General features: G+C 72.9%; 24 protein-coding genes and 1 riboswitch. Of the genes, 10 read left to right on the forward strand and 14 right to left on the reverse strand.

What is annotated here, in order from left to right; all coding sequences use genetic code 11:
* Positions 1–78: 78 nt before the first annotated feature.
* From LG396_RS34150 to LG396_RS34160, 3 genes are all read right to left on the reverse strand, one after another.
* Positions 79–414 (reverse strand): ABC transporter ATPase, encoded by a 336-nt coding sequence (locus LG396_RS34150; protein WP_225797710.1) that lies wholly within the window; start codon positions 412–414, stop codon positions 79–81.
* A 121-nt stretch (positions 415–535) separates the two neighbouring features.
* Entirely contained in the window at positions 536–1558 is a 1023-nt protein-coding gene (locus LG396_RS34155; RefSeq protein WP_037750111.1) for a C40 family peptidase, read from the reverse strand.
* Positions 1559–1864: 306 nt separating this feature from the next.
* Positions 1865–3223, reverse strand: coding sequence for an NYN domain-containing protein (locus LG396_RS34160; protein WP_225797711.1), 1359 nt, complete (start codon positions 3221–3223; stop codon positions 1865–1867).
* 178 nt (positions 3224–3401) lie between these two features.
* Here LG396_RS34160 and LG396_RS34165 point away from each other — a divergent pair, with 178 nt between their 5' ends.
* From LG396_RS34165 to LG396_RS34190, 6 genes are all read left to right on the forward strand, one after another.
* Positions 3402–3683, forward strand: a complete 282-nt coding sequence (locus tag LG396_RS34165) for an Lrp/AsnC family transcriptional regulator (protein WP_018837650.1) — start codon at positions 3402–3404, stop codon at positions 3681–3683.
* A gap of 88 nt (positions 3684–3771) precedes the next feature.
* Positions 3772–4098 carry a hypothetical protein gene (locus LG396_RS34170; protein ID WP_026277070.1) on the forward strand — a complete coding sequence of 109 codons (327 nt, stop codon included), beginning with the start codon at positions 3772–3774 and terminating at the stop codon, positions 4096–4098.
* Between the two features lie 3 nt (positions 4099–4101).
* The gene (locus tag LG396_RS34175; protein WP_018844084.1) at positions 4102–5517 is read left to right on the forward strand and encodes a sensor histidine kinase; all 1416 of its coding nucleotides are present in this window, start codon (positions 4102–4104) and stop codon (positions 5515–5517) included.
* The gene (locus tag LG396_RS34180) at positions 5517–6209 is read left to right on the forward strand and encodes a response regulator transcription factor (RefSeq protein ID WP_018837647.1); all 693 of its coding nucleotides are present in this window, start codon (positions 5517–5519) and stop codon (positions 6207–6209) included. The genes LG396_RS34175 and LG396_RS34180 overlap by 1 nt, the downstream gene beginning before the upstream one ends.
* Positions 6210–6299: 90 nt before the next feature.
* A complete protein-coding gene (locus LG396_RS34185; RefSeq protein ID WP_100302502.1) occupies positions 6300–7724 on the forward strand; it encodes an SLC13 family permease in 1425 nt (474 codons plus the stop codon).
* 69 nt (positions 7725–7793) lie between these two features.
* Positions 7794–9044: a glycerate kinase family protein gene (locus LG396_RS34190; protein WP_225797712.1), complete on the forward strand. Its 1251-nt coding sequence runs from the start codon at positions 7794–7796 to the stop codon at positions 9042–9044.
* Between the two features lie 124 nt (positions 9045–9168).
* Here LG396_RS34190 and LG396_RS34195 read toward each other — a convergent pair whose 3' ends face one another.
* The 6 genes from LG396_RS34195 to ctaE form a co-directional block, all read right to left on the reverse strand.
* Positions 9169–10551, reverse strand: coding sequence for an aminotransferase class V-fold PLP-dependent enzyme (locus LG396_RS34195; RefSeq protein ID WP_225797713.1), 1383 nt, complete (start codon positions 10549–10551; stop codon positions 9169–9171).
* A 248-nt stretch (positions 10552–10799) separates the two neighbouring features.
* Positions 10800–10917, reverse strand: a riboswitch (SAM riboswitch).
* A gap of 113 nt (positions 10918–11030) precedes the next feature.
* Positions 11031–12098 (reverse strand): anthranilate phosphoribosyltransferase, encoded by a 1068-nt coding sequence (trpD, locus tag LG396_RS34200; protein WP_225797714.1) that lies wholly within the window; start codon positions 12096–12098, stop codon positions 11031–11033.
* Between the two features lie 128 nt (positions 12099–12226).
* Positions 12227–13861: a cytochrome bc1 complex cytochrome b subunit gene (gene qcrB, locus LG396_RS34205; protein ID WP_037750122.1), complete on the reverse strand. Its 1635-nt coding sequence runs from the start codon at positions 13859–13861 to the stop codon at positions 12227–12229.
* Entirely contained in the window at positions 13858–14931 is a 1074-nt protein-coding gene (gene qcrA / locus LG396_RS34210) for a cytochrome bc1 complex Rieske iron-sulfur subunit (RefSeq protein ID WP_018837641.1), read from the reverse strand. The genes qcrB and qcrA overlap by 4 nt, the downstream gene beginning before the upstream one ends.
* Entirely contained in the window at positions 14928–15737 is an 810-nt protein-coding gene (gene qcrC, locus LG396_RS34215; RefSeq protein WP_026276390.1) for a cytochrome bc1 complex diheme cytochrome c subunit, read from the reverse strand. The genes qcrA and qcrC overlap by 4 nt, the downstream gene beginning before the upstream one ends.
* A gap of 63 nt (positions 15738–15800) precedes the next feature.
* Positions 15801–16421: an aa3-type cytochrome oxidase subunit III gene (gene ctaE, locus LG396_RS34220; RefSeq protein ID WP_037750126.1), complete on the reverse strand. Its 621-nt coding sequence runs from the start codon at positions 16419–16421 to the stop codon at positions 15801–15803.
* 145 nt (positions 16422–16566) lie between these two features.
* On the opposite strand from ctaE, the gene LG396_RS34225 reads away from it, so the two are divergent.
* Positions 16567–16980: a chemotaxis protein CheY gene (locus tag LG396_RS34225; protein ID WP_018837638.1), complete on the forward strand. Its 414-nt coding sequence runs from the start codon at positions 16567–16569 to the stop codon at positions 16978–16980.
* Positions 16981–17022: 42 nt separating this feature from the next.
* On the opposite strand, the gene LG396_RS34230 is transcribed toward LG396_RS34225, so the two are convergent.
* The 4 genes from LG396_RS34230 to ctaC all read right to left on the reverse strand — a co-directional run bounded on the left by LG396_RS34230 (position 17023) and on the right by ctaC (position 21535).
* Positions 17023–18276, reverse strand: coding sequence for a L,D-transpeptidase (locus LG396_RS34230; RefSeq protein ID WP_225797715.1), 1254 nt, complete (start codon positions 18274–18276; stop codon positions 17023–17025).
* 117 nt (positions 18277–18393) lie between these two features.
* Complete coding sequence (locus tag LG396_RS34235) at positions 18394–18792, reverse strand: cytochrome c oxidase subunit 4 (RefSeq protein ID WP_018837636.1); 399 nt, start codon at positions 18790–18792, stop codon at positions 18394–18396.
* The gene (gene ctaD, locus LG396_RS34240) at positions 18789–20540 is read right to left on the reverse strand and encodes an aa3-type cytochrome oxidase subunit I (protein ID WP_225797716.1); all 1752 of its coding nucleotides are present in this window, start codon (positions 20538–20540) and stop codon (positions 18789–18791) included. Before ctaD ends, LG396_RS34235 begins: the two co-directional genes overlap by 4 nt.
* Positions 20537–21535, reverse strand: a complete 999-nt coding sequence (ctaC, locus tag LG396_RS34245) for an aa3-type cytochrome oxidase subunit II (protein WP_225797717.1) — start codon at positions 21533–21535, stop codon at positions 20537–20539. The genes ctaD and ctaC overlap by 4 nt, the downstream gene beginning before the upstream one ends.
* Before the next feature lie 238 nt (positions 21536–21773).
* Here ctaC and LG396_RS34250 point away from each other — a divergent pair, with 238 nt between their 5' ends.
* On the forward strand, positions 21774–23210 hold the full coding sequence (locus LG396_RS34250) for a cysteine desulfurase/sulfurtransferase TusA family protein (protein WP_225797718.1): 1437 nt from the start codon (positions 21774–21776) through the stop codon (positions 23208–23210).
* A 97-nt stretch (positions 23211–23307) separates the two neighbouring features.
* Here LG396_RS34250 and LG396_RS34255 read toward each other — a convergent pair whose 3' ends face one another.
* A complete protein-coding gene (locus LG396_RS34255; RefSeq protein ID WP_026276387.1) occupies positions 23308–24297 on the reverse strand; it encodes a carbohydrate kinase family protein in 990 nt (329 codons plus the stop codon).
* A gap of 146 nt (positions 24298–24443) precedes the next feature.
* Between LG396_RS34255 and LG396_RS34260 the strand changes: the two genes are divergently transcribed.
* Positions 24444–24695, forward strand: coding sequence for a hypothetical protein (locus LG396_RS34260; RefSeq protein WP_018837631.1), 252 nt, complete (start codon positions 24444–24446; stop codon positions 24693–24695).
* Positions 24696–24782: 87 nt separating this feature from the next.
* Positions 24783–26546, forward strand: a complete 1764-nt coding sequence (locus LG396_RS34265) for a hypothetical protein (RefSeq protein ID WP_225797719.1) — start codon at positions 24783–24785, stop codon at positions 26544–26546.
* Positions 26547–26684 lie beyond the last annotated feature (138 nt).

The following is a 26684-nucleotide window of genomic DNA, read 5'->3' on the forward strand; positions in this document are numbered from 1 at the left end:
TCGCCCGAACGGGCGGCACGATGGCCGCGCCGGCGGCCGCGGGCACCGTGGCCGGCGGCGGCCCGCCGCAGGGGGCGGCTACTCGGCGCCGGTGGCGGCGCAGGCGAGGGCGACTTCGGCCCACGTCCAGGCCTGGTCCTGCAGATCCGCGACGGACGAGGCCCGTTCCTGCCGCCGGGCCGCGTCGAGCGCCCGGCCCGCCGCAGAGACGGCAAGGGGGGACGGCGACGGGGCCGCGGCAACTGCCGCGCACGCCTGCGCCACCAGTGCCCACAGGCGCGCCCGCGCCCGGGCCACATCGCGGCCCGTGCCCGTCGTCTGCCCGTCCACGTACACCGCCCACCCGTGGGCGCGGCGTGCTGCCTCCGCCGCTTCCGAGGAGAAGTCCATGCCGGCCTTTCTGGCGTCGGGCACGGCAGAGGGCTGCCCGGACCCGCGGCGAACGGCCACGGGCCGGGGCGTCGGCGGCCCGCGTTCGGCCCTGGGGAATCGAGGCGATCCGACCGGCGGGAGACCTACCGGCCGGGGGACGTTCTCAGACCCGCGCGCCCCACATGAACGGCATGTTGCCGACGGCCTCGTACCGCACCACGGCGCCCGGCTTCGGGGCGTGGATGATCTGGCCGTTGCCCGCGTAGATGCCGACGTGGTGCAGGTCGCTGTAGAAGAACACGAGGTCACCGGGCTGCAGGGCACTGACGGAGGATATCCGGGTGCCGACGTTGGCCTGGTCCTGCGAGATGCGCGGCAGCGAGACGCCGGCCTGCGAGAAGGCCCAGCCGGTGAGGCCGGAGCAGTCGAAGGAGCTGGGTCCGGTGGCACCGTAGACGTACGGGGCGCCCAACTTGCTCTGCGCCGCGGACAGTGCGGCGGCGCCGTGGGACGAGCCCGGGGCGACGTCGCCGAGGTCGACGCGGTCCTCCGCCTCGCGGCTGGCGCGCTGCTCCTCCTCGGCGAGCTGGGCCTGCTCCTCCGCAGTCAGCTCGTTGAGCAGGGCGCGGGCCTCGCCCAGCTTGTCCTGGACCTTCTTCTTCTGGGAGCCCAGTTCCTTGCGGGTCTCCTCCAGGTCCTTGAGCTTCTCGCCCGCCTCCTGGCGCTGCTGCGCGAGGCTGCGCTGCTTGTCGGCGATGCGCTCCAGCGACTCGGCCTGCTTGCCGCTGACCCGGTCCATCGTGGACGCCTTGTCCAGGTAGGTGTCCGGGTCGGAGGAGAGGAAGAGCTGCACGGAGGGGTCGATGCTGCCGCTGCGGTACTGGGCGGTGGCCAGCGAACCGAGGCCGTCGCGGAGGTCGTTGAGCTCCTGCTGGCCGCGGGCGGCCTTGTCCTGCAGCTCCTTGACGTCCTCTTCGAGCTTGTCCTGCCGCTCCTTGGCGCCGTTGTACTTCTCCGTGGCGCGCTCGGCGTCCTCGTACAGGTTGTCGACCTGCCGCTTGACGTCGTCCTTGTCGGGGGCGGCCTGCGCGCTCTGCGTGGAGAGGGCGACGGCCGCAGCGGCGGTCGCGGTGAAGACGGTGACCCTGGCCCGGTTCGGCTGCTTCGGTCGACGGTGGGACGCCACGAAGGCGAGCTCCTCTTCCTCCAGCCGCCCGACCGTGGCTTTGGGGACGCCCCGGTACCGGCGGGACCTTCGCCATCGCCCCGGATGAGCGATCGACAGCACGAAGGTTCGGGCCAGACACTAACGATGCTCAGGTGATCCGTTCAAATCCCTCAGGCAAAAAAGTCCCCCCGGAGCGCGTTTCTTTACTCACATCACACGGCCAGTAGTCACTGTTCGACAACGAGTTGGACTCGGAGCGGCGAACTGTCCACACCCGGGAGAGACGGCCGTGTTGTCCGAACTCGCCCGCGTTTCCCCGGGTTGTCAGCTCCGCGCGAGCCGCTTGAGGAGCAGCGCGGACGACACCGGCCGGGCGCCCGCGGCGGCGACGCCGTCGGCGACCTCGCGGTCGGCGGAGACCACGACGACGGGCCGGCCGGTGGGTTCGGCCCGTACGAGCCGGCGGATCAGCTCGTCCGCGGTCTCGCCCGGCTTGCTGAACAGCACCCGCACCCCGCGCGGCGGCGCGAGCAGCACCGGCGCGGCCAGTTCCGCGCCGTCGAAAACGCACGTCACCTCCGCGCCGGTCTGCGCGGCGAGGCCGGCGAGGCCGCCGAGGAGGCGCAGGCGCTGCTTCTCCAACGGGAGTGTGGGATAGCCGGTCTTGGTGACGTTGTAGCCGTCGACGACCATGTGCGCCTGCGGCAGGGCGAGCAGTTGGTCGAGCAGCGCCGGGTCGGTGGCGGACAGGGCGCGGGCCGCCACGTCCTTCGGCGACATGGTGCCGGGCTCGACCGCGCGGACGGTGTCCGCGGGGGTCATACGGGCCGGCGGCAGGGCGAGTTCGCGGCGGAGGCCCTGGGCGGCGTCGAGGACGGTGTCGAGGAGGAGGCGTACGCGCATGTCCTCCACGCTGCGCCCCTCGCGAGCGGCCCGGCGGCTGGCCTCCAGGCCCGACTCGGCCTCGGAGAGGCGCGCGCGCAGCCGGCGGGCCTCGCTCTCGGCGGCGGCCAGCTGCGCGGCGGCGTCCTCGCGCGCCGCGGCGCCCTCCTGCTGGAGCTTGCGCACGGCGGCCTCGCCGCGCTTGACGTCGCTGAGCGCGCTGCGCAGCCGGCGGTGCAGGCCCTCGTTCTCGCGCCGCAGCGCCTCCAGTTCGTGCCGCGTGCGCTCCGACTCGCCGCGGGCGGCGGCGCGGGCCTCGGCCAGCTCCGTACGCAGCCGGGCCAGCTCGCGGGCGGCCTCCTCGCCGGCCCGCTCGGCGCCGGCGCGCTGCTCCTCCTCGCCGGCGGCGGCGATGAGCTTGACCCAGCCCGGCGGCCGCAGCAAGTACGCGAGCGCCGCGACGTCGACGGGCTCGGCGGCGGCCGGCGGGCTGCCGCCGCGCAGCGCGGCGGTCAGCTCGGGCTGGAGTTCCGCGGCGCGACCGGCGATGCGCTCGCGGAAGCCGGCGTCGCTCTCCAGGGCGGCGGCGATCGCGTTGCCGGCGAGCTTGACGCGGCGGGACGGGGTGAACCGGGCGTACTGCCGCAGCTGCGGGGGCAGCTCGGCGACGGTCAGTCCGCCGAAGGACTCGTCGGCCAGCATGACGATCCGGCGGCGCACCCCCTCGGGCAGCGGGCCGTCGAGCACCTCGGCCGCGTCCTCCTCGGAGGAGACGCCCGGGCTTTCTCTCGGCTCCACCACCGGTCACCCTTCCGCCACAGCGATCCCCGCGGCTTCGGCCGGGCCGTCCGGCGCCGGCGCCGGCCCGGCGCACCGACCGTCGTCGCAGGCCGTGCCCCCACCCTACGACCTGGAGCGAGGTCTTAGGCAGACAGATAGAGTGAGCGCCGCACGCGGGTCCGAGAGGGAGAGCGAACACATGATCACTGCGATCGTTCTGATCAACACCGACGTGGACCGCATTCCCGAGATCGCGGAGTCGATCGCCGCGATCGACGGGGTCAGCGAGGTGTACTCGGTCACGGGGGCGCACGACCTGATCGCCATCGTCCGCGTCGCGCGCCACGACGATCTGGCCGACGTGATCCCGGGCCGGATCAGCAAGGTCCCGGGCGTGGCGGCCACGGAGACGCACATCTCCTTCCGCACGTACTCGCAGCACGACCTGGAGGCCGCGTTCGCGATCGGCCTGGAGGAGTAGGCCGCGGTGGCACGCCCCGGGCCCAGATGAAGAATCTCTCATCCGCCCTTCACGCTGCGCAGCGCCCGCCGGCCGCAGCCTCGAAGGCATGGCTTTCTCGAAGCGCATGGCCGCACTGACCGCCGTGGTGGCGATCCCGCTGGGCGTCGCCGCGACCAGCTACGCCCTGACCGACGACCCGGAGGACCCCACTCCGCCCGCCCGGGTGGAGATGGAGGGCGGCACGTCCCCGCCCGCGGACTCCACCGCGCCCGCGCCCGGGAGTTCGCCGGGCAAGGACCGGGAAGAGGTCTCGCCGCCGCCGGTACGCGACGGGCCCACCACCGATCCGTCGGGCAGCGCCGACGACGACGGGGACGACACCGGGGACGACTCCGGCGGCGGCAACGACGATGACGACGAGCTCGACGACTGACCGATGATCTCCGCGCGTGCCCGCATCCTTCTCCTGCTGCTGGTGGTGATGACGGCTGCCCTCGCCGCCGTCGCCGGCACCACGCGCTCCATCCTGCTGCGCGACCTGGAGCAGCGGGTCGACCGGCTGCTGGCGCAGGAGACGCGGGAGTTCGCCAGCCTCTACGAGCGGGGCGTCGACCCCGAGACCGGCCGGCCCTTCGCCGACCCGGCGCGGCTGCTGACCGTCTTCCTGGAGCGGCAGTACGCCGACCCGGACGAGGAGCTGCTCGGCCTGGTGCGCCAGCCCGGCCAGGGGCCGCGGCAGCTCGTCCAGCCCCGGGACCTGACGATGTCCCGGCCGCTGGAGGACGACGGCGCGGGCCGCCGGGCGATCTTCGCGTCCGACGACCGCACGGGCTCCCTCGACCGGGCCTCGGGCGAGGTCCGGTGGGCCAAGGTCGGCATCGGCGCGAAGGCCGAGCCGGACGCGGCGGCGTTCGTGGTCGCCATCCACACCGAGCGCGAACGCGAGCAGGTGAGCGACGTGTTCGTCATCATGCTGATCATCTCGGCGATGGCGCTGGTGGTCGTCAGCGCCATCGGCTGGGCGGTGGCGGGCCGCATCCTGGCGCCCGTACGGCTCGTGGGCCGGACCGCCGCGCAGCTGACGGAGCAGGACCTGACCCGGCGGATCCCGGTGCGCGGGCGCGCCGACCGGGACGAGACGGCGGCGCTGGCGGCGACGTTCAACGCCATGCTGGACCGGCTGGAGCGGGCGTTCGCCGCCCAGCGGGAGTTCGTCGACGACGCCGGGCACGAGCTGCGGACGCCGATCACCATCGTGCGCGGGCATCTGGAGCTGATGGGCGAGGACCCGGCGGAGCGCGAGGAGACGCTGCGGCTGGTCACCGACGAGCTGGACCGGATGACCCGGATCGTGGAGGACCTGCTGCTGCTCGCCAAGGCCGAGCGGCCGGACTTCGTCGACCCGGAGCCGGTGCAGCTGGCGGAGCTGACCGCCGACGTGTTCGTCAAGGCCAGGACGCTGGGCGAGCGGGACTGGGAGCTGAGCGAGGTCGCCGAGGGCGAGATGCGCCTCGACCCGCAGCGTGTCACGCAGGCCATGGTGCAGCTCGCCCAGAACGCGGTGCAGCACACCGCGCCCGGCGGGCGCATCCGCATCGGCTCGCGGGCCGCGGAGGGGCGGGTCGAGCTGTACGTCGCCGACAGCGGCCCCGGCATCCCGCCGCAGGACGCCGACCTCATCTTCGAACGCTTCCGCCGCGGCACCGCGCGCCGCGGCTCCCGCGGCGGCGGCGCGGGCCTGGGCCTGGCCATCGTCAAGGCCATCGCCGAGGGCCACCGCGGCCGCGTCGGACTCGGCCCCACCGAGGGCGGCGGGGCCACCTTCACTCTCATCCTTCAGGAAGGTCTGTGATGAACCGGATTCTCATCGCCGAGGACGAGGAACGCATCGCCTCCTTCGTGGAGAAGGGGCTGCGCGCCAACGGCTTCACCACCACCGTCGCCGCGGACGGCGACACCGCGTACGAGTTCGCCCTCACCGGCGGCTTCGACCTGGTCGTCCTCGACATCGGGCTGCCGGGCCGGGACGGCTTCACGGTGCTGCGCCAGCTGCGCGAGGCGCGCTCGACGGTGCCGGTGATCGTGCTCACCGCGCGGGCGTCGGTCACCGACACCGTCGCCGGGCTCGAAGGCGGCGCCGACGATTACATGACCAAGCCGTTCCGCTTCGAGGAGCTGCTCGCCCGGGTCCGGCTGCGGCTGCGTACCGCCGCGCGGGCACCGGAGGTCACGGTGCTGCGCAGCGGCGACCTCTCGCTCGACCTGCGGACGCGCCGGGCGCAGGCGGGCGGGCGCATGGTGGACCTGACGGCCCGCGAGTTCGTGCTCCTGGAGCTCTTCCTGCGCCACCCCGGGCAGGTGCTCTCGCGCGAGCAGATCCTCTCCCACGTGTGGGGCTACGACTTCGACCCGGGCTCCAACATCGTGGACGTCTACGTCCGGGCGCTGCGCAAGAAGATGGGCGCCGAGCGGGTGGAGACCGTACGCGGCATGGGCTACCGGCTGCCCGCCCGCCGCCCGGATGAACCGGAGCCGTCATACTGACACCCTTTCGGGTGACACCCGGGTAAAAGGTGAAATCTCCTTAATCTTCGGCTCATCAAGGGCTCACCGCCGCCGTCGAGGCTCTTTCCTGTGAGCCTCTCCCTGCGCCAGACCGCGACCTTGTGCGTGGCCCTCAGCATCTGCGCCCTGCTGGCCGTCCCGGGCAACGCCCCCGGGCTGACCACCGACGGGCGCCTGACCCTGGCCGTGTTCGCCCTGGCGACCTGCGCCTGGATCGGCACGCCGATCGACGACACGTTCATCGCGCTGGGCGCGGGGCTCGCGCTCGTCGTCACCGGGGTGCTGGACAGCGAGACGCTGTTCGGCACCCTGGGCGACGAGACCGTGTGGCTGCTGATCTGCGCGTTCGTGCTCGCGGCCGCCGTCGCCGGTACGGGCCTGGCGGGCCGGGCGGCGGCGTTCCTGGTCACCGGGGCGCGCTCCGTACGGCAGTTGGTGCACCTGACGACGGCGGCGCTGGTCGTCACCGCCTTCGCCGTGCCGGCCACCTCCGGCCGCGCCGCGCTCGCGCTACCGGTGTTCCTCGCCCTGGCCAAGGCGCTCGGCGAGCGGAAGCGGCTGGTGGTGATGCTGGCACTGCTCTTCCCCACCGTCATCCTGCTCTCCGCGGTGGCGACCCTCATCGGCGCCGGGGCGCACCTGATCACGGTGTCGGTGCTGTGGGAGGCGACCGGGGAGCAGATCGGCTTCACCGAGTGGCTGCTGCTCGGGCTGCCGCTGGCGATCGCCACCGCCCATCTCGCCGCCGAGGTGGTGCTGCTGACGACGACGAAGCGCGCGGACCGCAGGGGCCCGGTCCACCTGACCGCCGAGCAGATCCAGGAGCACACCGAACAGCCGGTCACCGGGCCGCTGTCGCAGGCCGAGGCGCGCTGCGCGCTGCTGCTCGGCACCGTGGTGGTGCTGTGGTGCAGCGAGCCGCTGCACCGGGTGCCGCCGGCGGTCGTGGCGCTGATCGGCGCGGTGGTCGCGGCGTCGCCGGCGATCGGGACCGTACGGCTGAAGGACGCGCTGAAGACGGTGCCGTGGTCGCTGCTGCTGTTCATGGCGGCGACGATGGCGATGGGCATCGCGCTGTCGGAGTCGAGGGCCGCCGCGTGGCTGGTCTCCGGGCTCCCGGGCGGCTCGTCGGTGCCGGCGTGGGCGTTCCTCGCCGGGGTGGTCGCCGTGAGCACCGCCGCGCATCTCGTGCTGCAGTCCCGCTCCGCGCGCTCCAGCGTGCTCGTGCCGCTGGTCATCGCCGCGGCGCTGGCCGCCGGCGTCAACCCGGTGGCCGCCGCGCTGGCGTCGACGGCGGCGGCCGGCTTCTGCCAGACGCTGCCGGCGTCCGCCAAGCCCGTCGCGCTCTTCTCGGACATACCCGGCGTGGCCACGTACACGCCGCGGGACCTGCTGCGTACGGCCGCGGTGCTGGCCCCGCTGACGGCGGCGCTGGTGCTGCTGTTCGCCCTCGCGGTCTGGCCGCTGCTCGGCGTGCCCGTCCTGGACCGCTGAACCGCCGGCCGCCCGCCGACCCGCCCGCCGCCGACCCCTCGTACACCCCTCCGACCCTCAGGAGACCTCATGCTCGACCGCGTCGTCGTCGCCCCCAGCGGCTTCAAGGAGTCCCTGTCCGCCGAGGCCGCCGCCGAGGCCATCGCCGAAGGCGTCGGCCGGGTGCTGCCCGACGCCGCGGTCGACCTGATCCCGCTCGTCGACGGCGGCGAGGGCACGGCGCAGGCCCTGACCGCCGCCACCGGCGGGCGGCTCGTCCCGCTCGCCGCCACCGGGCCGGTCGGCGACCGGCTGGAGACGCACTTCGGGCTCCTCGGCGACGGCACGACGGCGGTGGTGGAGATGGCGGCCGTCGCGGGCCTCGCCCTCGTCCCCCGCCCCCGGCGCGACCCGGGCGGCACGACGACGTACGGGGTCGGCGAGCTGATCCGCGCCGCGCTCGACCACGGTGTGCGGCGCATCATCGTCGGCTGCGGCGACTCCGGCACCTCCGACGGCGGCGCCGGCGCCCTGACCGCCCTGGGCGCCCGGCTGTTCGACGCCGACGGGCGCGATCTCGCCCCCGGCGGCACCGCCCTGGCCCGCCTCGCGCGCATCGACGCCTCGGGGCTCGACCCGCGGCTCGCCGGGACGGAGCTGCTGGTGGCCTGCAACCCGTACAACGTGCTGTGCGGCCCGCGCGGCGTCGCCCGCGTCTTCGGCCCGCAGAAAGGCGCCTCCCCGCGGCAGGTAGAGGAGCTGGCCGCCGCCCTCGACCGCTGGGCCGGCGTCCTCGCCCGGGACCTCCCGGCCCCCGGCACGGACCTGCGCCTGGGCGCCGGTACCGGCGCCTCCGGCGGCCTCGGCGCGGGCCTCGCGGCGGTCGGCGCCCGCCTCCTGCCGCGCTTCGACGTGCTCCTCGGCCACCTCGACCTCGACGCCCGGCTGGCCGCCGCCGACCTGGTCATCACCGCGGAGGGCGCCCTCGACCACCAGACGCCCCGCGGCAAGGTGCCCGCGGAGGTGGCGCGCCGCGCGAAGCTCCACGGCCGCCCCGTCCTGGCGCTCGCCGGCACCCTCGGCGAGGGCGCGCACGAGGTCCACGGCACCGGCGTCGACGCCTACGGGACCATCATCCCCGGCCCGATGGCGCTGCCCGAAGCGCTGCTGCACGCCCGGGAGTTCCTGGCGGACGCGGCCGAGCGGACGCTGCGGATGGTGCTGATCGGCGCGATGGCCGTGCGGCCGGCGCCCGAGCCGGTGAGGACGGCGGAGGGGCGCTCGACCGGCGGTCGCGGGCGGGACGGAGGGGGCGGGGGCGCGCCCGCAGCGCGGGGATGAGCAGCGATGGCGGCCGGAAGTGTCGGTGCCGCGCGAGGACGTGCCCCCGGTCCCGTCCCCGGCCAGCAGCCGGAAGCAAGCGCACCGGCCGGCAGCCGGACCCGGCCGGCAGCCGCCCGCGGGGTCAGGCCGCGGTCGCGGTCCGGTCCTCGCCGGAGGCGGGTACGCAGCGGCCGTCCACCGTGCGGTACGACCACCGCGCCCCGTCGCGCACCAGCGACCCGAGCGCCGCCAGGAACCGGTCCACGTGCTCGTCCGGCGTCCCCGCCCCGAAGCTCACCCGCACCGCGTTCAGCGGCCGCTCCGCGTCCCCCGCGCCGCCCCCGCACTCCGCCGACTCGCCGGCCTCGCCGAGCAGTGCCCGTACCAGCGGGTGCGCGCAGAACAGCCCGTCCCGCACCCCGATCCCGTGCTCCGCCGACAGCGCCGCCGCCAGGTGCGAGCTGCTCCAGCCGTCGACCACGAACGAGATCACCCCCACCCGCGCCGCGTCCGCGCCGAACAGCGACAGCACCCGCACCCCCGGCAGCGCCGCGAGCCCGTCGAGGACCCGCGCCACCAGCGCCCGCTCCCGCGCCACCAGCGCGTCGAATCCGGCCTCCGCCAGCGCCTTGCACGCCGACGCGATGGCGTACGCGCCGATGACGTTCGGCGACCCCGCCTCGTGCCGCGCCGCCGTCGTCTGCCACTCGACGTCCACTCCCCCGCCCTCGGCCCGCAGCACCCGCCGGCTGGCGCCGCCGCCCGCGAGGTACGGCGGCGCGGCCCGGAGCCAGTCCGCCCGGCCGGCGAGCACCCCGGCGCCGAAGGGCGCGTACAGCTTGTGCCCGGAGAACGCGACCCAGTCCACGCCCAGTTCGGCCACGTCCACCGGGTGGTGCGGCGCCAGCTGCGCCGCGTCGAGGACCAGCCGCGCCCCGTGCCGGTGCGCGGCCGCCGTCAGCTCCCGTACGGGCCACAGCTCGCCGGTCACGTTCGAGGCGCCGGTGACGCACACCAGCGCGGGGCCGTCGCCGACCCGCGCGGCGAGCGCGGAGTCCAGCGCCGCGACGGCCTGCCCGGGGCTGCTCGGCGCGGCGAGCACGGTGACGCGGCCGGCCGCGGACCCGGTGTGCTGCCAGGGCAGCAGGGCGGCGTGGTGCTCGGTCTCGAAGACGTAGACCTCGGTCCCCGGCGGCAGCGCGGTCGCCAGCAGGTTGAGCGAGTCGGTGGTGGAGCGGGTGAAGACGACCTGGTCGTCGGGGCGGCAGCCGAGGAACCCGGCGACCGTCGCGCGGCTGGACTCGAACAGCTCGGTGGACAGCTGCGACAGGTAGCCGGCGCCGCGGTGCACGCTGCCGTAGTACGGCGCGTAGGCGGCGACGTCGTCCCAGACGCGCTGGAGCGCCGGGGCGCTGGCGGCGTAGTCCAGGGCGGCGTATTCGGCGTCGCCGCCGGTGACGAGCGGGGCGCGGACCTCGCGGCCGAGGACGGGCAGACAGGCGGAGGCGAGCGTGGACGCGGACATGCGTAACTCCCGTGAGCAGGCGTGGAGATGCGGGGTGGAGACGGGCCCGTACGGCCCGGAAGAGACGCGCGCGCCGCCTGCCGGAGCCCGGCCGGGGGAAAGCCCGGCGGGAATTCGGTGGGACCCGGTGCGGAACAGCGGGACAGCGGGACGGTGCGCGCAGCGGCGGCGGGGCGGATGGCCCCTAGCGCATTCGCTTGCTCACGGCGGTACTCCCTCGGCCGACCAGGACCCCTGGATTCGCGAGGGGTCCGCGCTTGCCGCAGACCTTGCTGCCTGCGGCCCGGTCATCACCCGGGGCACCCCGCCACGGACGGAGGGTTGCCGGACAGCGGGCCGGGGCCTTGATCGCTGTCGCTCGTGACCTGGTCAGGAGTATGCGCACCGGAGAGCCGCGGCGCAACCCGGTTGCCCGGACTGTCCGCAACTCTCCGGAAATCGGCCGGGGGCGGCCCGCCGCGGAGAGCCCCCGGCCCGCGTCAGCGGTTGCTGGCCGCGACCCAGCGCTCCAGCACCCGCAGCGCCGAGCCGGAGTCGATGGACTCCGCGGCCCGCACGATGCCCGCCGCGATCCGGTCCGGCAGCGCGCCGGCCCCGTCCGGGTCCAGCGCCGTGAGCGCCGCCGCCGCGTTGAGCAGCACGGCGTCGCGCACGGGGCCGGTCTCGCCGGCGAGCAGCCGGCGGGCGACGTCGGCGTTGTACGAGGCGTCGGCGCCGCGCAGCGCCTCCACGGGCACCAGCTCGATGCCCACGTCCCGCGGGTCGAAGCCCTCCTGCCGCACCGCGCCGCCGCGCACCGTCCACACCTGGGACGTGGCCGTCGTCGTCAGCTCGTCCAGTCCGTCGTCGCCGCGGAAGACGAGCGCCGAGGTGCCGCGCTCGGCCAGCACACCGGCCATGATCGGCGCCATCCGGGCGTCCGCGACGCCGGTGGCCTGCGCCCCGACCCGGGCCGGGTTGGTGAGCGGGCCGAGGAAGTTGAAGGGGGTGCTGACACCCAGCTCCTTGCGGGTCTGCGCGACGTGCCGCATCGCGGGGTGGAACTTGACCGCGAAGCAGAACGTGATGCCGGCCTCCTCCGCGACCTCGGCGACCCGCGCGGGGGTGAGGTCGAGGTTGACCCCCAGCTTCTCCAGCACGTCGGAGGCGCCGGAGGCGGAGGACGCGGCCCGGTTGCCGTGCTTGACGACCTTCGCGCCGGTCCCGGCGACGACGATCGCGGACATGGTGGAGATGTTGACCGTACGGGCCCGGTCGCCGCCGGTGCCCACGACGTCGACCGTCGGGCCGGGGACGGCGATGGTGTTGGCGTGCTCGTACATCGTGCGCACCAGGCCGGAGATCTCCGCGACCGTCTCGCCCTTGGCGCGCAGGGCGACCGCGAAGCCGGCGATCTGCGCGTTGCTCGCGGTGCCCGACATGATCTGGTCCATGGCCCAGGCGGTGTCCTCGGCGCCCAGGTCCTGGCCGGCGATCAGCGCGCTGATGACGTCCGGCCAGGAACGCGCCGCCGAGCTGTCGCCTCCTGCTGCCGTCTCCACGCTCATGGCACACCGTCCCCGCGGGTCGTCTCAGTTGTCGGGCGTCAGCCTATCGAGCGCAGAATACGCCGAAGGGCCCCCGTCCAACTGCTGGACGGGGACCCCTGCGGCGATCGTTCGACGGTGGACGGGCCCTAGTGGTGCCCGTGCCCGCTGGTGATCTCCTCGTACTCGCGCCGGGTCGGCTTCGGGATCTGGCCGGCCTCGCCGTAGTAGCTCTGCGACAGCTTGACCCGCAGCTTCTCCACCGGGCTCTGCTTGCGCACCACGCCGTTGTCGTCGACCGTCGGGCCGAGCTCCAGCGGGGTGTGCTGGTCGTGCGAGGTGAGGACGTGCATCTGCTCCTGCGACAGCGGCTCGTGCACCTCGATGAACTCGCCGTGCGGCAGCCGCTTGATGATGCCCGTCTCCCGGCCGTGCAGGACCTTCTCGCGGTCCCGCCGCTGCAGCCCGAGGCAGATGCGCCGGGTGATCCAGAAGGCCAGCACCGGGGCGACGAAGAAGGCGATCCGCACGAACCAGGTGATCGCTTCGATCGAGAGGTGGAAGTGCGTGGCCCACAGGTCGTTGCCGCCGGCCATGAGCAGCACGAACACCCAGGTCAGCCAGGCCACACCGAAGCCGGTGCGGGTGGGCACGTTGCGCGGGCGGTCCAGGATGTGGTGCTCGCGGCGGTCGCCGGTGACCCAGGACTCGAAGAACGGGTAGACGACGATCGCTGTCGGGATGACGCCCACGATCATCAGCGGGATGAAGACCCCGAAGTTGATCGTGTATCCGCCCGGGATGACCCATTCCCACCCTGGCATGAACCGGATCAGACCCTCGGTCCAGCCCATATACCAGTCCGGTTGGGCTCCGGTGGAGACCAGATCTGGTCGGTAGGGTCCGAGATCCCAGACCGGGTTGATGGTGAACATTCCCGCGAGCAGCGTGACCACGCCGAAGACGAGGAAGAAGAACCCGCCCGCCTTCGCCACGTACACCGGCATGAAGGGCGCGCCCACGACGTTGTCGTTGGTCTTCCCGGCGCCCGCGAACTGGGTGTGCTTGTGGTAGAAGATCAGGATCAGGTGGATGAGGAAGAGCCCCAGCATGATCCCGGGCACCAGCAGCACGTGCACCGCGAAGAATCTCGGAATGATGTCCGTCCCGGGGAACTCACCGCCCCAGAGGAAGAACGCCAGGTACGTGCCGATCACCGGGGTGGCCAGCGTGGCGCCCTCCATGAAGCGGACGCCGGTGCCGGAGAGCAGGTCGTCGGGCAGCGAGTAGCCGGTGAAGCCGGCGACGCAGCCGAGGACCAGCAGCGTGAAGCCGAAGAGCCAGTTGACCTCGCGCGGCTTGCGGAACGCGCCGGTGAAGAAGACGCGCATCATGTGCGTCGCCATGGCCGCGATGAAGATCAGCGCGGACCAGTGGTGGATCTGCCGGACGAGCAGGCCGCCGCGGACGTCGAAGCTGATGTCCAGCGTGGAGGCGTACGCCTCGGTCATGTGCACGCCGTTCATCGGCGCGTACGACCCGTGGTACGTCATCTCCGCCATGCTCGGCTTGAAGAACAGCGTCAGGTACACGCCGGTCAGCAGCACGATCAGGAAGGTGTACATGGCGATCTCGCCGAGCAGGAACGACCAGTGATCGGGGAAGATCTTCCGGATGTTCTTGCGGCCGGCGCCGTGCAGACCGAGCCGGGCGTCCGTCCAGTCGGCGATCCGCTCGCCTCTGCTCGGCGGGTTGCGGCGTGTGTTTGTCGTGGTGGTGCTCATCCGCGCTCCCAGAAGCTCGGGCCGACCGGCTCGTCGAAGTCGCCGAGCGCGTACAGATAGCCCTCGTCATTGACCGTGATCCGCAGCTGCGGCAGGGGGTGCCCCGCCGGGCCGAAGAGCACGCGCGCGCCGTCGGACAGGTCGAACGTCGACTGGTGGCACGGGCACAGCACGTGGTGCGTCTGCTGCTCGTACAGGCTGACGGGGCAGCCGACGTGCGTGCAGATCTTGGAGTAGGCCAGGATGCCCTCGTGTCCCCAGTCCGCCGACTTCCGGTCCTTGATGTCGCCCGGGTGGATCCGGACGAGCATCAGGGCCGCCTTGGCGATTTCGTTGTTGAAGTTGTGGTCGCCTTCCTTCAGCCCCTCGGGCTTGGCGAAGGAGAGCGAGCCCACGGTGATGTCCGCGGGGCGCAGCGGCTCGTCGGTGTTCATGTTGATGAGCAGCTTGCCCTTGGCCCACATGGTCTCGCGCAGCTTGGTGCCGGGCAGCGGGCCCAGGTCGCGCAGCAGGACGACGCCGGCGAGCGGCACGAGCGTGAGCGCGCCGAGCATGGTCCGCCGGATGATCTTGCGGCTGCCGATCGCCGATTCCTCGGTGCCCTGCCGCCAGTCGGCCTTGCTGATGGCCTCGGTCTCTTCCGTGGCCGCGATCGGGTGGCGCTCCTGGATGACCTCCACGTCCGACATCAGCGTGCGGGACCAGTGGATGGCGCCGGCGCCGATGGTGAAGAGCGCGATGCCCAGGGTGACGCCGAGGGCGAAGTTCAGCGCGCTGACGCGGCCGAGCGGGAAGATGTAGACGATCTTGTCGACGTCGATGGCGACGAACGCCGCGATGAAGGCGACGGTCGCGAGCATCGACACCGTGAAGAGCAGCGCCACGGTGCGCTCGGAGCGCTTGGCGGCCCGCTCGTCGATGTCCTGCTTGCGCGGCTCGTGCGGCGGCAGGCCGGGGTTGGCGAACGGGTCGCGCTCCTCGACCGCGACACCCTTGCCCTCTTCGCCCTCCCGGACGGTCGGCAGGTGCTCGCCGTTGTTCTCGTTGTCAGGTCCAGCCTGGCTACTCATGACTTCCTGGCCTTTGCACTCCGGGCGGTGATCCAGATCGTCAGGACGACGAGGGCCCCGAGCCCGAAGACCCAGGCGAACAGACCCTCGCTCACCGGGCCGAGGCCACCGAGGCTGAAGCCGCCCGGCGACTCGGCCTCGTCGCCCCCGACCTCGTCGAGGTAGGCGATGATGTCCTGCTTGTCCGTGGTCGTCAGCAGTTTGTCGGGGAAGGACGGCATGTTCTGCGGGCCGGTCTGCATCGCCTCGTACATGTGCTTCGGGTCGACGCCGTCGATGTTCGGCGCGTACTTGCCGTCCGTCAGCGCACCGCCCTTGCCCGTGAAGTTGTGGCACTGCGCGCAGTTGGTGCGGAACAGGTCACCGCCGCGGGCGACGTCGCCGCCCGCCGGGTCGTACTGGCTCTCCTCGGGGACCGCGGGGCCGGGGCCCAGGGAGGCGACGTACGCGGCGAGCTGGTCGATCTCCTTCTGGGTGTAGATGTTCGGCTTCTTCGGCGCCTGGGCGCCCTGCTGCTGCAGGGGCATCCGGCCCGTGGCGACCTGGAAGTCCACCGCCGCCGCGCCTACGCCCACCAGGCTGGGGCCGTCGCTGGAGCCCTGGCCGCCGGTGCCGTGGCAGGACGCGCAGCCGACCCGGAAGAGCTTCTGCCCCTCCTCCACGGCGAGGGACTGACTGGTCTCTTCGGCCTGTGCCTTGCCCGTGGGCGCGAAAGTGGCGTACAGCCCCCCGGTGGCCGCCAGCGCAATGAGTAGGACGACAAGCGCCGCCAGCGGATGGCGCCGTCGTGCGGAGAGCTTTTTCACGGATTACCCCGGTATCAGGATCTTCAGCGTCGGTGTGCTTCTCGGTGCCGGCTCCCCGGCCGGTTACTTGATCAAGTAGATCGTGGCGAACAGTCCGATCCAGACCACGTCGACGAAGTGCCAGTAGTAGGACACGACGATCGCGGAGGTCGCCTGCTGGTGGGTGAACCGTCTGGCCGCGTAGGTGCGCCCCAGGACCAGCAGGAAGGCGATCAGTCCGCCCGTCACGTGCAGTCCGTGGAAGCCGGTGGTCAGATAGAACGCCGAGCCGTACGGGCCGGAGGAGAGCGAGATGCCCTCGTGCACCAGCTCCACGTACTCGGTGACCTGTCCGCCGATGAAGACGGCACCCATGATGAAGGTCACCGTGAACCACATGCGCAGCTTCTTCACGTCACCGCGCTCGGCCGCGAACACGCCGAGCTGGCAGGTGAGCGAGGAGAGCACCAGGATCGTGGTGTTGCCGAGCGCGAACGGAACGTTCAGGGTCTCGGCCTGTTCCCTCCAGTAGTCCGCTCCCATCACCGAACGCAGGGTGAAGTACATCGCGAAGAGGGCCGCGAAGAACATCAGCTCGGAACTCAACCAGATGATGGTTCCGACGCTGGTGAGGTTCGGTCGGTTGACCGACGGGTGCGCGTGCCCGGTCTCTACTGCTGCTGTTGCTGTCGCCACGTCCGACATTATGTCGGTCCCTTATCCCCGCCTCACTCCGGGGGGTGCCGTTCGGAGTGTCAGGGCCCGGCAGAGGCCCCTGGACTGCACCGCCGCCCCCCGGTCGGAGTAGGCTCCGCCGTGAGAGCGGTGCCCGAGAACCACCGGAGGAACCATGGAGTCGACGGCCGCAGCACCGGTCAACGTGCTGGTCTACAGCGACGACGCGAACACCCGCGAGCAGGTCCGGCTCGCCGCAGGCCGCCGGCCCGCGGCGGATCTGCCCCCGGTGGCGTACGTCGAGTGCGCCACGCTCCCCGCGGTGTTGGCGGAGCTGGAGCGGGGCGGCATCGACGCCTGCGTGCTCGACGGCGAGGCGGTGCCCGCCGGCGGCATGGGCGTGTGCCGGCAGATCAAGGACGAGATCTTCCAGTGCCCGCCCGTCCTGCTGCTCATCGGCCGGCCGCAGGACGCCTGGCTGGCCACCTGGAGCCGCGCGGAGGCCACCGTGGCGCACCCGGTCGACCCGGCGGCGCTCGCCGACGCCCTGGCGGGCGTGTTGCGCACCCGGCTGGCGATCGGCGCCTGAGGGCCGGCGGCCGGGCGCGGCGTCCCGGCCGGGCGCGGCGTCTCAGACCCCGGGCCGGAGGCGGTTGGCGTCGGCCGGGCCGCCTCCGTCGCGTACGCCGGGCGTCAGGGCGCTGCCCTCCTGCCACTTGGTCCAGGAGAGGTTCCAGTCCCCGAAGCCGTTGCCGAACGGGGCCATGTCCTCGCCGAAGCTGTTGACGACCTCCACGATGTCGCCGGGCCGTACGGTCTTGAAGAACCAGGCGGCGTCCTCGGTGCTCATCCCGGTGCAGCCGTGGCTGACGTTGGCGGCGCCCTGTGAGCCGACGGACCAGGGGGCGGCGTGCACGTACTCGCCGCTCCACGTGACCCGGGTCGCGTAGGACACCTGGAGGTCGTAGTCCTCGCCGGTGCCGCCGACGCCGATGCTGGCGCCGGTCATCCGGACACTCGACTGCTTCTCCAGCACCACCTTCTTGCCGTTGCGGGTCTCGAAGCCCGCCTTGCCGGTGGTGACCGGGATGGTGTTGATCTCCTCGCCGTTGCGGAAGACGGTCATCTCGTGCGAGCCGGCGTCGGTGACGGCCTCGATGCGGTCGCCGATCCGCAGGTCGAGGGGCTTCGCGGCGCTCGCGTAGACGCCCTCGCGCACCTTCACGCCCTCCAGCCTGCTCTCCAGCCGGACCCGGGCGCCGGCGGGCCAGTACTCCCGGGGGCGGTAGTGCAGCTCCTTGTCACCGACCCAGTACCAGGCGCCCTCGACCACCGGGGCCGAGGTGACCTTCAGCCCGCGCTCGACGACGGCCCGTTCCACCTGGGTCTTCACCGCCCGGCCGAGCTTCACCGTCAGCGGCTGGCCGACGCCGTACGTGCCCTTGTCGGGGCCCAGCTCGACCTTCATCGGCTTCTTGGTCTTCGCCTCCGACGTGCGGTACGTCAGCCGCTTGCGGCCGGGGGCGCCGTCGTCGTTCTCGGTGCTCACCTCGACGCTGTAGCGGGACCGGGCGGCCAGCGGCACGGTGCTGCGCCAGGTGTGGCCGTCGTCGGACAGCCGGCCGCGTACGTACCGGCCGCTCTCGTCCACGGCCGTGACGTCCGTGATGCGCGCCTGTCCCCGGGCGGTGACCTCCAGGTCCTCCGCCGGGTCGGCGAGGTCGCTGTCCTCGGCCAGGCCGGCCAGCGTGATGCGTCCGGCGGGCTCCCCCGGCTCGCGGGCCAGCGGGTGCCCGCCGGCACCGCAGGCGGCGAGGCCGGGGGCGAGGGCGACCAACAGCAGGGAGCAACTGACTGCCGTACGGCGATGGGGCGTTTGGCTCATGATCACACGCTAGGCAGATGCTCCGTGCGGGCGCACGGCGTGTGGGCCGAACGAGGGGGCCGCGGCACCCGTTCGGCGTGCCGCGGCCCCCTCGGCGGAGCTGTGCTGTAGTGCGCGCTACTGGTTCTGGTCCGCCCCGCGGTAGTACTCGAAGACCCAGCCGAAGAGGCCGACCAGGATCACGGGGATGGAGAAGTACAGCAGCCACCAGTTGAGGACGACGCCCAGGAAGGCGAGCGCGCCGCCGATCGCCAGGGAGAGCGGCTGCCAGCTGTGCGGGCTGAAGAAGCCCAGCTCGCCGGCGTCGTCGGCGACCTCCGCCTCCTTGTTGTCCTGCGCCCCGGTGTCGACCCGGCGGGCCGTGAAGACCAGGTAGTACCCGATCATCGCGGTCAGGCCGAAGGCCAGGAACAGCGCCGTGGTGCCGACCGGCTCCTTCGACCAGTAGCCGTAGACGATCGCCGCGATCAGGACGAAGGCGGCGAGCCAGCCGAACATGTGGCCCTGGATCTTCACTTCGCTTCCCCTTCGCTGCCGCCGCCGACGAGCGTCTTGTCACCGGCGCCGTGGCCGTGGCCGACCGCGGCCGCCGCGATCTCGAGATGGTGCAGGTCGAAGGCCGGCGATTCGGACCGGATGCGCGGCAGCGAGGTGAAGTTGTGCCGCGGCGGCGGGCAGGACGTGGCCCACTCCAGCGAGCGGCCGTACCCCCACGGGTCGTCGACCTCGATCTTCTTGCCGTACTTGGCGGTCTTCCACACGTTGTAGAAGAACGGCAGCATCGACATGCCGAGCAGGAACGAGCTGATCGTCGAGAAGGTGTTCAGGGCGGTGAAGCCGTCGGCCGCGAGATAGTCCGCGTACCGCCGGGGCATGCCCTCGGCGCCCAGCCAGTGCTGCACCAGGAACGTGCCGTGGAAGCCGATGAACAGCGTCCAGAAGGTGATCTTTCCGAGCGTCTCGTCGAGCATCTTGCCGGTGAACTTGGGCCACCAGAAGTGGAAGCCCGCGAACATCGCGAAGACGACGGTGCCGAAGACCACGTAGTGGAAGTGGGCCACCACGAAGTACGAGTCGGAGACGTGGAAGTCCAGCGGCGGCGAGGCCAGGATGACACCGGTCAGACCGCCGAAGGCGAAGGTGACCAGGAAGCCGATGGACCAGAGCATCGGTGTCTCGAAACTCAGTGATCCCTTCCACATCGTGCCGATCCAGTTGAAGAACTTCACTCCTGTTGGCACCGCGATCAGCATGGTCATGAATGCGAAGAACGGTAGGAGTACGCCTCCTGTCACGTACATGTGGTGCGCCCACACGGTCACGGACAGGCCGGCGATGGAGATCGTGGCGGCCACCAGGCCGATGTAGCCGAACATCGGCTTGCGGCTGAAGACCGGGATGATCTCGGAGATGATGCCGAAGAACGGCAGCGCGATGATGTACACCTCTGGATGGCCGAAGAACCAGAAGAGGTGCTGCCAGAGCAGCGCTCCGCCGTTCGCCGGGTCGAAGATGTGCGCCCCGAACTTGCGGTCCGCCTCCAGCGCGAGCAGCGCGGCGGCCAGCACCGGGAAGGCGAGCAGCACCAGCACACCGGTGAGCAGCACGTTCCAGGTGAAGATCGGCATCCGGAACATCGTCAGGCCCGGCGCCCGCATGCAGATGATGGTCGTGATGAAGTTGACCGAGCCGAGGATGGTGCCGAAGCCGGAGAGCGCCAGGCCCATGATCCACATGTCGGCGCCGACACCCGGCGAGCGCACCGCGTCGGAGAGCGGTGTGTACGCGAACCAGCCGAAGTCGGCCGCGCCCTGCGGGGTGATGAAGCCGGCGACGGCGATCAGCGACCCGAAGAGGTACAGCCAGTACGCGAACATGTTCAGCCGCGGGAACGCGACGTCCGGCGCACCGATCTGCAGCGGCATGATCCAGTTCGCGAAGCCCGCGAACAGCGGCGTCGCGAACATCAGCAGCATGATCGTGCCGTGCATCGTGAACGCCTGGTTGAACTGCTCGTTGCTCATCACCTGCGTGCCCGGCCGGGCCAGCTCGGCACGCATGAACAGCGCCAGGACACCGCCGACGATGAAGAAGAAGAACGACGTCGCCAGGTACAGCGTGCCGATCGTCTTGTGGTCGGTGGTCGTCATCCACTTGACCACGACGTTGCCGGGCTCGCGGCGGCGCGCGGGCACCTCGTCCTCGTAGGTGTCTTCGTCCGTGCCCGCGGTCGCCGCACCCTGGGGTTCGTTGAGGATGCTCATTGCTGATTGGTCTCCGCATTCCTAGCGGCGTCGGTCTGAGGGATGCCCGCCGGGATCGACCCGGTCTGGCCCTTGGCGGCCAGCTCCTTGAGATGCTGCTGGTACTCCTCGGGGGAGACCACCTTCACGTTGAAGAGCATCCGGGAGTGGTCCGCGCCGCACAGCTCGGCGCACTTGCCCATGAAGGTGCCCTCCTTGTTGGGGGTCACCTCGAAGACGTTGGTGTGGCCGGGGATGACGTCCTGCTTCATCAGGAACGGCACCACCCAGAAGGAGTGGATGACGTCCCGGGAGGTCAGCACGAACTGGACCGTCTCACCCTTGGGGAGGACCAGCGTGGGGCCCGGGTTGCCGGTGTCCTCGTCCTCGCTCGCGGGCACGCCGTAGTCGTAGACGCCCTCGGCGCCCTTCGGCACTGCCTCGTAGTCCCGGTCCGGGATGGCGTCGAGTTCCTTGGGCCGCTTCGCCGGCGTGGCGGCGTCGCCGTCCACGTTCTCCAGGTAGTTGAAGCCCCAGCTCCACTGGTAGCCGACGATGTTGACGACGTGGTCCGGCTTCTCCGACGTCTCCAGCAGCTTGCTCTCGTCACGCGCGGTGAAGTAGAAGAACACCGCCACGACGATCAGCGGGACGACCGTGTACAGCGCCTCGATGGGCAGGTTGTACCGGACCTGGGCCGGGACCTCGATCTTGGTCCTGGAGCGGCGGTGGAAGATGACGCTCCACAGGATCAGACCCCAGACGATGACCCCGACGGCCAGCGCGGCCGCCCAGGAGCCCTGCCACAGGGAGAGGATCCGCGGCGCCTCCTCGGTGGCCGGCGAGGGCATGCCCAGACGGGGGAAGTCCTTGTAGGTGCAACCGGAGAGGGTGACCAGGACCAGGCCCGCGGCCAGCGCCTGCGGCAGCCTTCGCCGCATCGTGCGCCGCGGCGAGCGGGTACCTCCCGCGGTCGCCTTGCGGCCGCGGGGGAGGTCGGAGCCGTTGTGACTCACGTAGCGCCTTCCCGAGAGTCTCGCCCACGGTCCCTTCGGGCGCGCGGGCAGCAGGTTTGGATGTTTACGCGGAGCAAACCCTACTGGACGCCATTTGGGGTCGCTCGGGGAGGGTGCCCTGGCGCGCCGGGGGCACTCCGAAGGGGTGGCGAGGGCCGCCAACTCCGTCCCGCCGGTCCCCCGTCGGCGCCCCGCCGCCGTGCGCCCCGCCGCCCGGACCAGGGGTTAGCGTGGTCGTGTGCCGTACTTCGACGCCGCGTCGTCCGCCCCCCTTCACCCGATCGCCCGGCAGGCCCTGCTCGCCGCGCTCGACGAGGGCTGGGCCGACCCGGCCCGGCTGTACCGGGAGGGCCGCCGGGCGCGGCGCCTCCTGGACGCCGCGCGCGAGACCACCGCGGAACTGGTCGGCTGCCGGCCGGACGAGCTGGTGTTCACCTCCTCGGGTACGCGCGCGGTGCACGACGGGATCGCCGGGGCGCTGGCGGGCCGCCGCCGTACCGGCCGGCACCTGGTGGTGTCGGCGGTCGAACACTCGGCCGTCCTCCATTCGGCCGAGGCCCACGGTGACCGGGCGGCGGCCGGGAACGGCGGCGCCGCGGGCGGGGGCAGCGGCGCGGCGGGCGGGGACGTGACGTACGTGCCCGTCGACCGCGGCGGCCGGGTGGCGCCCGGTTCGTACGCCGAGGCGCTGCGTGCCGACACCGCGCTGGCCTGTCTGCAGTCCGCCAACCACGAGGTGGGCACCGAGCAGCCGGTCGCCGAGGCGGCCGCGGAGTGCCGCGCCGCCGGGGTGCCGCTGCTGGTGGACGCGGCCCAGTCGCTGGGCTGGGGGCGCGTCGAGGGGCCGTGGTCGCTGCTGGCCGGGAGCGCGCACAAGTGGGGCGGCCCGCCCGGCGTGGGGCTGCTCGTGGTGCGCAAGGGGACGCGCTTCGCGCCACCGGGCCCGGCGGACGAGCGGGAGTCGGGCCGCGCGCCCGGGTTCGAGAACATCCCGGCGATCGTCGCGACGGCCGCTTCGCTGCGCGCCGTACGCGCGGAGGCGGCGGCCGAGGACGCCCGGCTGCGGGCGCTGGTGGACCGGATCCGCGCGCGGGTGCCGGAGACGGTCGCGGACGTGGAGGTGGTCGGCGACCCGGAGCGCCGGCTGCCGCACCTGGTGACGTTCTCCTGTCTGTACGTCGACGGCGAGGCGCTGCTGCACGCCCTGGACCGGGCGGGGTACTCGGTCTCCTCCGGGTCGTCGTGCACGTCGAGCACGCTGACCCCGAGCCATGTGCTCAAGGCCATGGGCGTGTTGTCCGAGGGCAACGTGCGCGTGTCGCTGCCGCCCGGGACGACGGCGGAGCAGGTCGAGGGCTTCCTGCGGGCGCTCCAGGAGGCCGTCGCCGGGGTGCGCGCGGAGCTGGGCGTGCCCGCGCACGGCGCGGCGGAGGCGGCGCCGGCGGCCGGCGAGCTGGTGGTCGACGCCCGCGGGCGGCGCTGCCCGATCCCCGTCATCGAGCTGGCGAAGGCCTTCGACCGGGTGCCGGTGGGCGGCACGGCGCTGGTGCTGTCGGACGACGAGGCGGCGCGGCTGGACATCCCGGCCTGGTGCGGGATGCGCGGGCAGGAGTACGTGGGCGAGGAGCCGGCGGACGGCGGGGGCACGGGCTACCGGGTGCGGCGCACGAGCTGAGCGGCGCCGGTCCGTACGGGGGAGGCGCGCGGCGGCCGTACGCCGCGGGCGCCCGGCTCGTACGGCCGGGCGCCCGGTTGTGCGCTGGGGACAGTCCCTAGTCGCGTGCCGTCTCGGGCAGGTGCTCGTGGACCTCGGCGGCGGCGTCCTGCCCGTACGCCTTGGTGAAGCGCTCGACGAAGTTGCTGCGCCGCAGCTCGTACTCCTGCGGGCCCACGGTCTCGATGACCAGCGTCGCCAGCATGCAGCCGAGCTGCGCCGCCCGCTCCATGCTCACGCCCCAGCTCAGCCCGGACAGGAAGCCGGCGCGGAAGGCGTCGCCGACGCCCGTCGGGTCCGCCTTGCGCTCCTCCTCCGGGCAGCCGACGAGGATCGGCTCCTCGCCGGCGCGGTCGATGCGCACGCCGCGGGCGCCGAGCGTGGTCACGCGGGTGCCGACGTGGGTCAGCAGCTCCTCGTCGCCCCAGCCGGTCTTGGACTCGATCAGCCCCTTCTCGTACTCGTTGGAGAAGAGGAAGGCGGCGCCCTCGGTGAGGGTGCGGATGCCGTCGCCGTCCATGCGGGCGATCTGCTGGGAGAAGTCGGCGGCGAAGGGGATGCCGCGGGTGCGGCACTCCTCCGTGTGGCGCAGCATCGCCTCGGGGTCGTCGGCGCCGATGGAGACGAGGTCGAGGCCGCCGACGCGGTCGGCGACGGTCTTCAGCTCGATCAGCCGCGCCTCGCTCATCGCGCCGGTGTAGAAGGAGCCGATCTGGTTGTGGTCGGCGTCGGTGGTGACGACGAAGCGCGCGGTGTGCAGCACCTCGGAGATGCGTACGGAGCCGGTGTCGACCCCGTGCCGCTCCAGCCAGTCGCGGTACTCGCCGAAGTCTGCGCCGGCCGCGCCGACGAGGATCGGACGGGCACCGAGCTGACCCATGCCGAAGCAGATGTTGGGCCCGACTCCACCGCGGCGCACGTCCAGTTCGTCGACGAGGAAGGACAGCGAGACGGTGTGCAGCTGGTCGGCGACCAGCTGATCGGAGAACCGACCGGGGAAGGTCATGAGATGGTCGGTCGCAATGGAGCCGGAAACGGCAATTCGCACGGCGTACCCTCCTGTAGGCGGGGCAGGTAACGCGGGTAGTGCTCACGCTACCGGCTGAATACCCGCCTCCGGACGGGTTCGACCCGGCCAAAACTACCTGATAGTAGGTCTTACCACTCCTCGCCGCCGGTGCGTACGGTCGAGGTATGCAGAAGGACATGCGGGCCTCCGCCACCCCCCACCCGCCGGCGGCCTTCCGGAACACCGCGCCCCTGGAGCTGGACGGCGGCCTGGCCGAGCTGCGCACCGACTGCGCCAGGATGGCGCCGCACTGGTCGGGTCACGCGCGCATCCCCGCAGGACACGTGCCGGACGCCCGGATCAGCGGGCTGGCCCGGATCATGGTGCCGACGGCGTCCGCGGACCTGCTCCGCGGCATGTCCGAGTACGGCGACTGACCTCTCCGCCCGGCCGGTTCCCCTTCGGTGGGAACCGGATCCGCGTGACCGGCGTCCCATCGGCATCCCCGACGAAGGAGCCGAACGGTGAGCACCGAGCACCCCCCAGGGTCCGCACCCGAGCCCGAGCCGGCGCACGCCCGCGCGGCCGGGCCGGACGGCCGCAACGCCGACGACCCCGGCGACCGCGGCGACCTGGGCGGCCCGGGCTCGGGCAGGCGCCGCCCCGGCGCGCTGGCGGCCGCGGCCGTCGCGGTCGCGGTGATGCTCACCGGCGGCGGCGTCGCGTACGTCGTGGACCGGACGGACGACGGCGACGGCGGGGCCGGCAAAGGCGAGCCGCCGACGCTGCGCCTCGACGGGCTCTCCGTGGAGACCGCGGCGGCCGGCGGGGGCGGGCCGCTGCAGGTCGTCGGCGAACTGCCCGAAGGGCCGGCCGAGGCGCCGGTGTTCAAGCCCGAGGGCCGGGTCGCCGCCGCCGACGTGGCGCGCCTCGCGAAGGCGCTGGGGGTGGACGGCAAACCCCGGCAGGAGGGCGGCGGCTGGCGCGTCGGCGTCTCCGGCGACGGGCAGGGCCCGCTGCTCCAGGTCCAGACCGAGGCGCCGGGCGCCTGGACGTACCGGCAGTTCGGGGGAAACGCCTGCGACCTCCCGCTGTCCGCGGAGCAGGACGGCGGCGGCGACCCGGACGCGGCGACGTCCTCCGCCTGCGCGATACCCGCTCCCCCCGTCGGTGATCCGGCGGCCGGCCCGGTGCCGGAGGCCGCGGCGGAGAAGGCCGCGGAGCCGGTGCTCGCGGCGGTGGGCCAGCAGGACGCCGAGGTGGCGTCCGCCGAGCCGTTCGGTGCGGTCCGTACGGTGACCGCGGAGCCGGTCGTCGGCGGGCTGCCGACGGCGGGGTGGCAGACGTCGCTGCAGATCGGCGCGGAGGGGCAGGTGACCGGCGGCAACGGCTACCTGGTCGAGCCGGCCGAGGCGGACACGTACCCGGTGATCACGGCGCGGGCGGCGCTGGACGCGCTGAACAAGCCCGCCGGCGGCACGGACAGCACCCCCGAGGAGCCGGCGGTCGCCCCGGCGTGCGCCTCCGCGGTGCCGTACGAGGACGGCACCGGACCGCGCAAGCCGCCGGCCGGCAAGGTCGACCCGTGCCTGGGCAAGCTGACGCCGACCAAGGTGCGCGGTGCCGAGTTCGGGCTCTCCGCGCAGTCGGTGCAGGGGCGGCCGGCGCTGGTGCCGTCCTGGCTGTTCGAGGTGACGGGCGACTCCCCGACCCCGTTCCACGGCGGCAAGCCGGGCGCCATCGTGTGGCCGCAGCTCGCCGTCGCGCCGGAGTACGTGGCCTCCGCCGAGCCCAGCTCGCCGCCGGTCCCCGAGCCCGCCCCGCCGACGTCCGCGCCGGGCGCCGAGCCGGGCACGGGCGGCGGCTCCGACGGCACTTCCGGCAGCGCCCCCGGTTCGGGCGGCGACAGCGGCACGGACAGCGGCTCCGCGCCGGATTCGCCCGGTCAGGTGGAGCCCGCGGAGCCGGCCGAGCCCCCGGCGTCGGCGCCGGCGGATCAGCCGGAGAGCGGCGGTACGGGGCCGGACACCGTGGGCATCGAGTCGTACTCGGCGGACGGGCGCACCCTGAAGCTGCACTTCTGGGGCGGCGTGTGCACGGACTACGCGGCGAGTGCCGAGGAGTCGGGCGGCGCGGTGACGGTGCGGCTCACCGGCGAGGAGAAGGAGCCGGGCCAGGTCTGCATCAAGATCGCCAAGCGCTTCACGGAGACGGTCGAGCTGTCCGCGCCGCTGGACGGCCGCAAGGTCGTGGACGCGGGGACCGGGGAGAAGGTGGCGGCGAAGTAGGCGCGGAAGCGTAGGCACCGCCACGCCGGGCGACATCGCCCGCACAAGCGGAAGGCGGCGGAACCGTGGGGGTTTCCGCCGCCTTCCTCCATGCCGGTGCGGGCCGGCAGCCCGTGGTGCGTCCGGGCGCGCTCCCTA

Origin of the sequence: Streptomyces aculeolatus (assembly GCF_020400605.1) — a bacterium.
Lineage (GTDB): Bacteria > Actinomycetota > Actinomycetes > Streptomycetales > Streptomycetaceae > Streptomyces > Streptomyces aculeolatus.

What these genes read in the sequence shown, in the direction of transcription:
- LG396_RS34230 (WP_225797715.1), bottom strand. Translation starts at nt 18,276, where the DNA reads ATGAGCCAAACGCCCCATCGCCGTACGGCAGTCAGTTGCTCCCTGCTG.
- qcrB (WP_037750122.1), bottom strand. Translation starts at nt 13,861, where the DNA reads ATGAGCACCACCACGACAAACACACGCCGCAACCCGCCGAGCAGAGGC.
- LG396_RS34165 (WP_018837650.1), top strand. Translation starts at nt 3,402, where the DNA reads ATGATCACTGCGATCGTTCTGATCAACACCGACGTGGACCGCATTCCC.
- LG396_RS34190 (WP_225797712.1), top strand. Translation starts at nt 7,794, where the DNA reads ATGCTCGACCGCGTCGTCGTCGCCCCCAGCGGCTTCAAGGAGTCCCTG.
- LG396_RS34180 (WP_018837647.1), top strand. Translation starts at nt 5,517, where the DNA reads ATGAACCGGATTCTCATCGCCGAGGACGAGGAACGCATCGCCTCCTTC.
- trpD (WP_225797714.1), bottom strand. Translation starts at nt 12,098, where the DNA reads ATGAGCGTGGAGACGGCAGCAGGAGGCGACAGCTCGGCGGCGCGTTCC.
- ctaD (WP_225797716.1), bottom strand. Translation starts at nt 20,540, where the DNA reads ATGAGCATCCTCAACGAACCCCAGGGTGCGGCGACCGCGGGCACGGAC.
- LG396_RS34170 (WP_026277070.1), top strand. Translation starts at nt 3,772, where the DNA reads ATGGCTTTCTCGAAGCGCATGGCCGCACTGACCGCCGTGGTGGCGATC.
- LG396_RS34175 (WP_018844084.1), top strand. Translation starts at nt 4,102, where the DNA reads ATGATCTCCGCGCGTGCCCGCATCCTTCTCCTGCTGCTGGTGGTGATG.
- LG396_RS34225 (WP_018837638.1), top strand. Translation starts at nt 16,567, where the DNA reads ATGGAGTCGACGGCCGCAGCACCGGTCAACGTGCTGGTCTACAGCGAC.
- qcrA (WP_018837641.1), bottom strand. Translation starts at nt 14,931, where the DNA reads ATGAGTAGCCAGGCTGGACCTGACAACGAGAACAACGGCGAGCACCTG.
- LG396_RS34260 (WP_018837631.1), top strand. Translation starts at nt 24,444, where the DNA reads ATGCAGAAGGACATGCGGGCCTCCGCCACCCCCCACCCGCCGGCGGCC.
- LG396_RS34195 (WP_225797713.1), bottom strand. Translation starts at nt 10,551, where the DNA reads ATGTCCGCGTCCACGCTCGCCTCCGCCTGTCTGCCCGTCCTCGGCCGC.
- ctaE (WP_037750126.1), bottom strand. Translation starts at nt 16,421, where the DNA reads ATGTCGGACGTGGCGACAGCAACAGCAGCAGTAGAGACCGGGCACGCG.